The 8,315-nt window shown below is 43.1% G+C and carries 8 protein-coding genes and 1 tRNA gene; 1 reads left to right on the top strand and 8 read right to left on the bottom strand.

Annotated features, from left to right (window positions below; genetic code table 11):
- Positions 1-288 precede the first annotated feature (288 nt).
- The 3 genes from rpoN to V7201_RS00235 all read right to left on the bottom strand — a co-directional run bounded on the left by rpoN (position 289) and on the right by V7201_RS00235 (position 3,061).
- Positions 289-1,623, bottom strand: a complete 1,335-nt coding sequence (gene rpoN, locus V7201_RS00245; RefSeq protein WP_335374780.1) for an RNA polymerase factor sigma-54 — start codon at positions 1,621-1,623, stop codon at positions 289-291.
- 353 nt (positions 1,624-1,976) lie between these two features.
- Positions 1,977-2,351, bottom strand: a complete 375-nt coding sequence (locus tag V7201_RS00240; protein ID WP_335374779.1) for a YciI family protein — start codon at positions 2,349-2,351, stop codon at positions 1,977-1,979.
- A gap of 638 nt (positions 2,352-2,989) precedes the next feature.
- A tRNA-Arg gene (locus V7201_RS00235) sits at positions 2,990-3,061 on the bottom strand.
- Positions 3,062-3,386: 325 nt separating this feature from the next.
- Between V7201_RS00235 and clpP the strand changes: the two genes are divergently transcribed.
- Positions 3,387-3,992, top strand: a complete 606-nt coding sequence (gene clpP, locus V7201_RS00230; protein ID WP_335374778.1) for an ATP-dependent Clp endopeptidase proteolytic subunit ClpP — start codon at positions 3,387-3,389, stop codon at positions 3,990-3,992.
- Between the two features lie 44 nt (positions 3,993-4,036).
- Here the strand turns inward: clpP and V7201_RS00225 are convergent, their stop codons facing one another.
- The 5 genes from V7201_RS00225 to V7201_RS00205 all read right to left on the bottom strand — a co-directional run bounded on the left by V7201_RS00225 (position 4,037) and on the right by V7201_RS00205 (position 8,195).
- Positions 4,037-4,294 (bottom strand): HPr family phosphocarrier protein, encoded by a 258-nt coding sequence (locus V7201_RS00225; protein ID WP_335374777.1) that lies wholly within the window; start codon positions 4,292-4,294, stop codon positions 4,037-4,039.
- A 24-nt stretch (positions 4,295-4,318) separates the two neighbouring features.
- Entirely contained in the window at positions 4,319-5,266 is a 948-nt protein-coding gene (gene whiA, locus V7201_RS00220) for a DNA-binding protein WhiA (protein WP_335374776.1), read from the bottom strand.
- 296 nt (positions 5,267-5,562) lie between these two features.
- Entirely contained in the window at positions 5,563-6,546 is a 984-nt protein-coding gene (locus V7201_RS00215) for a gluconeogenesis factor YvcK family protein (RefSeq protein ID WP_335374775.1), read from the bottom strand.
- Positions 6,543-7,436 carry an RNase adapter RapZ gene (gene rapZ, locus V7201_RS00210; RefSeq protein ID WP_335374774.1) on the bottom strand — a complete coding sequence of 298 codons (894 nt, stop codon included), beginning with the start codon at positions 7,434-7,436 and terminating at the stop codon, positions 6,543-6,545. Before rapZ ends, V7201_RS00215 begins: the two co-directional genes overlap by 4 nt.
- A 300-nt stretch (positions 7,437-7,736) precedes the next feature.
- On the bottom strand, positions 7,737-8,195 hold the full coding sequence (locus tag V7201_RS00205; protein ID WP_335374773.1) for an NUDIX hydrolase: 459 nt from the start codon (positions 8,193-8,195) through the stop codon (positions 7,737-7,739).
- Between the last annotated feature and the right edge of the window lie 120 nt (positions 8,196-8,315).

Here is an 8,315-nt window from a genome sequence, read left to right as displayed (position 1 = left end):
CAGCTGCGCCCGCAGGACATTGAATAGCTTCGTCGAATCCGCCCACGCACGATGGAAATGCGTTAACATTTTCGGAGGAGTCTACGCGCCTTCTACTAAAATCAACAGGGTTTAAAAATCAACATTCAACTTTAACATAGGCTTTCATATTTAAATCGACTAAATACTTATTCCGCAAAAAATCGATTGGATTATATTCCGGAATTCTGCGTTTTATTCCGGAAAAATCAATTATATTCCGGAATTCTATATTTTATTCCGAAATCATAAAAAACAAACCATGTAAAATCAATCAAAACGTTTCCGCTTTGAGGAAGAGGGGATTCCAAGCTGGTCACGGTACTTGGCTACGGTTCTCCGGGAAACCACCATGCCTTCCCTCTCTTTTAACATTTCGACGATATCCTGATCCGAAACTGGCTTTTGCTTATTTTCTTCTTTTATAAAAGCTTCGATCGCTGCTTTTACCTTTTGCGATGAGGCTTGATCGTTTTCTGTCGTTTGAACAGAACTTGTGAAAAAGTATTTCAGTTCATAAGTACCGGCTGGTGTCTGCATATATTTTTCCCTGACCGTCCGGCTTACCGTGGATTCATGGATTTCAAGTTCCTCGGCGACTTCCCTCATCGTCATCGGATTCAAGTGCGCAGGTCCTATCAGGAAAAACTCCCTTTGCTTTTCTATAATTTTCATTGATACCTTTAACAGCGTCTCCTTTCGCTGTTCAAGGCTGCGCTGGATCCATTGAAAGTCCCCCTGTTTTTCCTGGAGAAATTTATTCACTTCCTGATCTTTATGGTTTGCAAGCTGCCGATAATATCCTTCATTAAAGGAGATTTTCGGGATCAGGGCATCAAACATACTGACTGACAGTTCTTCGCCGTCACGCTTCACAACCACGTCAGGGACGATGTAAGCTGGCTTCTCTCTTTGAAAAATAGCTCCTGGCTTTGGGTTTAGCTGCTGGACATAATCATGGACTTTTTGAATGTCCTTTATATCGACGCTCAGCATTTTCGCCAGTGCTTTCCACTTTTTCTCGGCAAAAAGCAGGAAGTGTTCAGCGATGATCCTTTTGGATAGCTCATTTTCTGGTGTAGGGTTCTTTCGCTCCAGCTGAAGGAGCAAGCACTCTTGAAGGTTCCGAGCGGCGATTCCTGCTGGATCCAAGGCCTTTAGTTTTTTCAGCGCTGAATTTACGGCTTCTTCTGCCTGGTTCAGTCTTTTTGTAAGGTCATCCTTCAGGTAACCGTTTTCATCTATGGTTTCAATTAATACATGTAAAATATGTTTTTCTTCAGGTGTCACACGAAGCAGATTTAATTGTGAAAGGAGATAGTCTTCGAGAGTCTCGCTTTCACTCGAGCCAATTTGATCGATCAGGTTTTTCTGGTCACGCTCGAAAGTCTTTTTCAACGTCTTTCTCGTGCGGTCCATGCCTGAATCAAATGTAGTGATATTTTTAAAGTCTACTTGAATCAGGGGATTTTCCATTGATTTAGCTTCAAGAAAAGCAGCAAGCTCCTGGGCAGAGTACTGCAAAAGCGCAATCGCCTGTGTAAGCTCTTGAGTCATTGCCAACTTTAAGGTCTGCTTCTGCCACAATCCGGCTTTAAGATCCATCTAAATCACCCCTGCACTTATTTTACATGATAAATGGACATTGGTGTATGGAAAGAATTTGGCATCGCTTTCAAAATTGGCCATAATGCTTTGGTCAAAACGAAAAATGAAAAACCCCTTGCCTGAAATCAGACAAGAGGTTTTGGCAGCGCCCTCGGCAGGTATCGAACCCATATTTAAAAATAATTAAAGAGAAACACCTAAACATTCATCAAAACAAGCCTACCTTTGACCTAAGCTTTAATCCCAATTAAAGCAAATATTAATCCTAACAAACCGAAAATCATAGGTAAAAATATGCTTACACTAGGATGTACTCCATATTGATTCTATGCAACATCCTTTATGGTAACTCATTTATCATTCTTAAAGTAATGAACAGGACGGATTTCAATGCGCCAGCCAAACTCTTCCCCTCTGCTGATTTGTGTTGTCGGATGCAGAGAGGCTAGCTGGATCGCCTCATCCATGTCCTCCGCTTCAAAAATAAATATGCTGCCGATTAGCTCTTTCGTTTCTGTAAAAGGACCATCTGTTACGATAACCTTACCGTTTACACGGCGTAAGCTTTTGGTCTCTGACTCCAGACCAGCATCAATCAGCACCTTACCGCTTTCATAAAAATTCTCAACGACAGGCTGGCATTCACTCATAACGGCATCAATCTCTGCCCTTGGGCGTGCATCCATTTTTTCAGGGTTGAAATAGCCCATACATAAAAATATCATTATCATCTCTCCTAGATCACTCAGATTTTTGTATCTATTGAAAATTGTTTATATCAACAGCCGTTCTTCTAGATTTTTTTATTACCTTCTCTTTATTTCAATAAAAAGTTGCCATTCTCCTTTAAGGAAAAACGCATCCATTGTTTTTCGTCATTTATATTCAGGAGCATGTATTCAAATATGTTCTCCCTCAAGCATTCAAAATTCGCCCTGGCTACGTAACATTCTGCCGTAGTTGCCCTCTGGATACTGGAGATGATTTGTATTGATTTTTCAGATGTCCGTTACAGGAATATCAATATCTACGTAAGCACTAACCGTTTGCCTTCACTTCTTCTGATAATACTTAACGGTTTCGCTCGAAAGTCAACAATAGGAAAAAAATTCGTTAACTGCGCCGTTAAAGGTTACTGATTTATTCTGAGTAGTTATTGGTATAGTCTCTAGCGCTCGGGCTAAGGGATTAGTAACGCCTTTTCTGCACCGCATAGAAGAGCCCCCTTCGAAAAGATTCTTAAGGCTGGCTATATGTTTACGTGGTAATATCGTAGTATTTTCTAACGGTAAAATAACACAAAAAAAATGCCCCCACGTTCATAATAGAACGCAGAGGCACTGCAAAATAACGAAAATATAAGCGCCCTCGGCAGGAATCGAACCCACATCTCAAGAACCGGAATCTTACGTGCTATCCGTTGCACCACGAGGGCCTATTTTTAATAGTCGTATCGCTTAACCAAGTTAGCGTTACGTTTACCTATTATAGGGTAGATTCATTGGCTTTGCAAGACTGATTTTTTGTTTAAAATGTGTAATCATGGGTAAGATGGATACGGTAGAGTTAATTGGTCAAAATGATCAAATTTATTGTCGAACAGTTTCTGAAGGCTTTGTAAGCGATTCGTTTGACCTTTATTGACCATGCGTGTATCATTAAAATACATAGCTATTCTGGCAGACAAACCAATTACTGCCAGCTTGCTTACTGCCTTTACATGGCACTGAAGATCTTTATGCTAAAGGAGGAAAACAAACATGAACTTGATTCCTACAGTTATTGAACAAACGAATCGTGGCGAACGGGCATATGACATTTATTCCCGCCTTTTAAAGGATCGCATCATTATGCTAGGAAGCGGGATTGACGACCATGTCTCCAATTCAATCGTAGCCCAGCTCTTATTCCTGGAAGCTGAAAACCCAGAAAAAGACATATCCATCTACATTAATAGCCCTGGCGGCAGCATCACTGCCGGTATGGCAATCTACGATACAATGCAGTTCATCAGACCAGATGTACAAACAATCTGTATCGGTATGGCTGCATCAATGGGAGCATTCTTACTTGCTGCTGGAACTAAAGGGAAGCGTTATGCCCTTCCAAACAGTGAAGTCATGATTCACCAGCCACTTGGCGGTGCTCAAGGTCAAGCGACTGAAATTGAAATCGCTGCTAAGCGCATTCTTTTCCTTCGTGAAAAATTAAATACTATCCTTTCTGAGCGCACTGGCCAGCCTCTTGACGTAATCGCTAAGGATACAGACCGCGATAACTTCATGACAGCTGAGCGTGCAAAAGAATATGGTCTAGTAGACCAAATTATTACACGCAACGTGCTTGAAGAAAAGAAAGATAAGTAATTTTTAAAAAAACTCGTTCCTTTAAAGGGAACGAGTTTTTTTGATTAATTTTCGCGCTGGATATAATCAGCAAGCTTCTCCAAAGCTTCCTCTTCATCATTGCCTTCCGCGATTAAGTTAACTGATGCACCCGCGCTTACGGCAAGGCTCATCAATCCCATGATGCTCTTCGCATTTACCTTTTTACCATCCTTCTCAAGAAAAATATCGGATGAGAAGCGGTTCGCTTCCTGTACAAACAATGCTGCCGGGCGAGCTTGTAAACCAGTTTTTAATTTCACTTCAACCTGTTTTTCTACCATTTTCTTATTTCCTCCTCTAACCCTCTATTTATTTATGATCTGGCCGGCTCGCAGTTTGTCTGCAATTTCATCGATCTTTCTCAGCCGGTGATTGATTCCTGATTTACTGATGGCACCGCCGGTAACCATCTCGCCTAGCTCTTTCAAGGTAACATCCTGGTAATCGACACGAAGCTGGGCGATCTCCCTTAGCTTATCTGGTAAAATGTGCAGACCTACCGTATCACGGATATAACGAATATTTTCAACCTGACGAAGAGCTGCCCCAATCGTCTTGTTCAAGTTAGCAGTTTCACAATTTACCAGGCGGTTAACCGAGTTCCTCATATCCCGGACAATCCGGATATCCTCAAATCTCATCAATGCGTTATGTCCGCCGACAATGTTCAGAAACTCAGTAATTTTTTCAGCCTCTTTTAAATAGGTGATAAATCCTTTCTTTCGTTCGAGCGTTTTGCTGTTCAGTCCAAAAGTATTCATCAATTCACAAAGCGATTCATTATGCTCCTGGTACATGGATGCAATCTCCAAATGGTAGGATGAAGTCTCCGGGTTATTGACAGAGCCTCCAGCAAGGAATGCACCTCTAAGATAAGAACGCTTACAACATTTCTTTTTCACAAGTTCTTGGGAAATATCATGAATAATTTCAAAGCCTTCTCCTAAAATCTTTAAATCCTCCAGAATTTCTCTGGCCGATTCCTTCAAGCGGACAATATAAACATTATTCTTTTTCAGCCGCATTTTTTTGCGGACAAGCAGTTCTACCTGGACCTGATAGCTTTTTTTGATCAGGGTATAGATCCGCCGTGCAATGGCAGCATTTTCAGTCTGAATGTCTACGATGAGCTTACGATTTGAGAAGGAAAGGGAACCATTCATCCTGATCAGGGCGGAAAGTTCCGCTTTGGCGCAGCAGCCCTTTGTATCAATGTTCGTGAGTTCCTTTTTTGTTTCCGAAGCGAACGACAACCTTCTCACCCCCTAAATATATAAAACACAAGCGCTTCTGATTAGACGAAAAAGTTCCATACATCGATTTTCTCGGTGTTTAAGCAGAGCTTAGGAGGCCTGGTCCCTCGAGTGACTTGATGGAATGGCCTTCAATGGACAAAACGACCTCTTCAGGCGCTTGAGCTGTTTTTGACTATACTGTCTATTTTTTTGGCTATGTTAGTTGGTTTCCCGCTACAATTACCAGGTGCTAAAAATCAACATTGACCTTAACACAGCCATTTTTTTAAGGAGACAAACGCTTGCATCTTATATTACGCGTTATATCTCTTTTTAGTTTCATTTAAAATCATAGAATACAAAATTTCTGATACTTTTTTTGTATCATGCCTGATCACATTTCCATCAAGCTCTGCTATTTCCTCCTGAACGATCTCAATCCCAAGAGCCATCAGCTTTTCCAAATCAAAATGAACGGGTTGGGCAAGCTCCTCTTTATAACGAAGTTCGACATCTGGAGGGATTGTTTCGTTATTCACAAGGATTGTATCGATAAATGCACAATCCATATGGTCATAGATTGCCTTAATATGGTCACTTGCTGTAAAGTTATGCGTTTCCCCTGCCTGGGTCATTAAATTGCAAATGTATACTTTACGAGCCTGGGCTTTGCATACTTCCTGTCCAAGCCTTTTAACAAGCAGGTTTGGCAAGATACTTGTGTACAGGCTGCCCGGTCCGATGACAATCAAATCTGCTTCCCTGATTGCCTGAAGTGTTTCCGGAAGCGGCTTGACGTTTTCCGGATTCAAAAATACTCTTTTGATTCGCTTGCCTGAATAAGGAATTTTCGATTCTCCTCGAACAATACTGTCATCTTCCATAACAGCATTTAACATCACACTTCGATTCGCAGCAGGCAGCACTTTTCCTCTGACATTCAAGACCTTGCTCATTTCCTGAATCGCGTGGACAAAGTTTCCTGTAATCGATGTCATTGCAGCCAGGATGAGGTTACCAAGCGAATGTCCGGATAATTCATTAGACGTATTAAAGCGGTGCTGGAACATCTCCTCAATCAACGGTTCTACATCGGAGAGTGCAGCCAGGACATTCCGGATGTCTCCAGGGGGAGGAATTTGCATATCCTCCCGGAGCCTGCCGGAGCTGCCGCCATCATCGGCAACCGTCACGATCGCCGTAATATCTACTGGGTGCTTCTTCAATCCCCGCAGCAGGACTGGCAGGCCGGTTCCACCCCCGATGATGACGATTCTTGGCAGTCCATTCGTACTCATGTTGGCTGTCCCTTCCTTTTATCTATATCCCTATGCGTGACACGGGTATGATAGTCCTTTTCGAAAAACTTGGCGATATTCTCAGCAAGGGCAACAGACCGGTGCTGGCCGCCTGTGCAGCCAATAGCGATAATAAGCTGTGCCTTCCCTTCACGCTTGTAATGAGGGAGCATAAAGCTTAAAAGGTCCGTAACCTTTTCTAAAAACTTATTCGTTTCACTCCATTTAAGGACATAGGTCGAAACTTCTTCATCTAGGCCGGTTTTCGGGCGCATATGGTCAATGTAATGTGGGTTCGGCAAAAAGCGAACGTCGAAAACAAGATCCGCATCAATCGGGATGCCATGCTTAAAACCAAATGACATTACATTCACAGTGAATGTCGCCTGCTTATTCTCCGAAAACTCCTCAAGGATTTTTTCCCTGAGCTCCTTCGGCTTCATATCTGTCGTTTTGTAAATCGTTTGGGCTCTGCCCTTTAATTCCTCAAGCAATTCACGTTCAAGCCTTATTCCTTCAAGCGGAAGGCCTGATGGAGCAAGCGGATGCGAACGTCTCGTCTCTTTGTATCGGCGTACGAGGGTTGAGTCATCAGCATCAAGGAACAAAACCTGTGGTGCCACCCATGCTGTCTCAGCCAAATCATCCAGCGCTTTAAATAGCGAATCAAAAAACTCACGGCCGCGCAAATCCATGACGAGGGCCACTTTATTCATTTTTGTGCCTGATTCCTTCATCAGCTCCATGAACTTAGGAAGCAATGTAGGCGGCAGATTATCAACGCAGAAAAACCCTAGATCTTCAAAACTCTGGATGGCAACAGTTTTCCCCGCTCCAGACATTCCTGTAATGATCACCAGCTGGGTATCGGTAGTCGATCCGGTACTCATTTCTCTTTCCCCCTGAAAGTGAAGTAGTTATTTTTATTAATGGTCTGTTAAACAAGGCTGTTGATTTTCGTTCCAGGCGCTTCGCTTTCCGCGGGGCTGGCGCTGAGCCTCCTCGTCGCTTCGCTCCTGCGGGGTCTCACCTGACCAGCTGCGCCCGCAGGACACTGAATAGCTTCCTCGTATGGACCCACGCACGAGAAAATGCGTTAGCATTTTCGAGAAGTCTTCGCGCCTTCCACTACAATCAACAGGTATTTAAAAAAAATTAGGCCATGACAGAGCCTTGTAAATCATAAACGATCAATTTGGATCGAGCCTGTAGTTAATCAGCTCAAAATCCGGTGTATAAGTAAAGGCTCCATAGATAATTCCCTGTCCATGGACCATATAATCCAGGATATGATAATCCCCGGCTGCCATCGGAAGTTCTTTAATACGATCAAGATCATGCCAGGAAATCGTTCCCTCTTCCGATTCATCAAGATTAATGCCGTCTGCCTCGGTCGCATAAAAAGTAAACATCATCCACTCAGAAATAACTTGATCATCTTCCTTGATGACAAAAGTGAAAATCCCTTTAATCTGGGGATTCCGAAGGTAAATTCCTGTCTCTTCACGAAATTCGCGGATACAGGAGTCCTTTACCGTTTCCCCCGGTTCCATTTTTCCGCCCGGAGCCACCCACCAATTGCGGCGCGGCTTTTGCAGCAGCAAAATCTTATTATCTTTAACCAAAACACAATTCGTCACGCGCTGCATCAATTCCACCTCTTCAGAAATGCGTAAGCGCCTTGGTCAGCCCCGAAAAGCGCTGGCCGACTAAGACCGCCACTTCGTGTGGCAACGTCGGCACTAGGATGTCCTGTCCGTCGAAGGGCC

The sequence above is a fragment of the Bacillus sp. JJ1122 genome, from assembly GCF_036964885.1.
In the GTDB taxonomy this organism is placed as follows: domain Bacteria; phylum Bacillota; class Bacilli; order Bacillales; family Cytobacillaceae; genus Mesobacillus.
The sequence above is the reverse complement of the archived record's forward strand: the minus strand, read 5'-3'. Positions and strand labels throughout refer to the sequence as shown.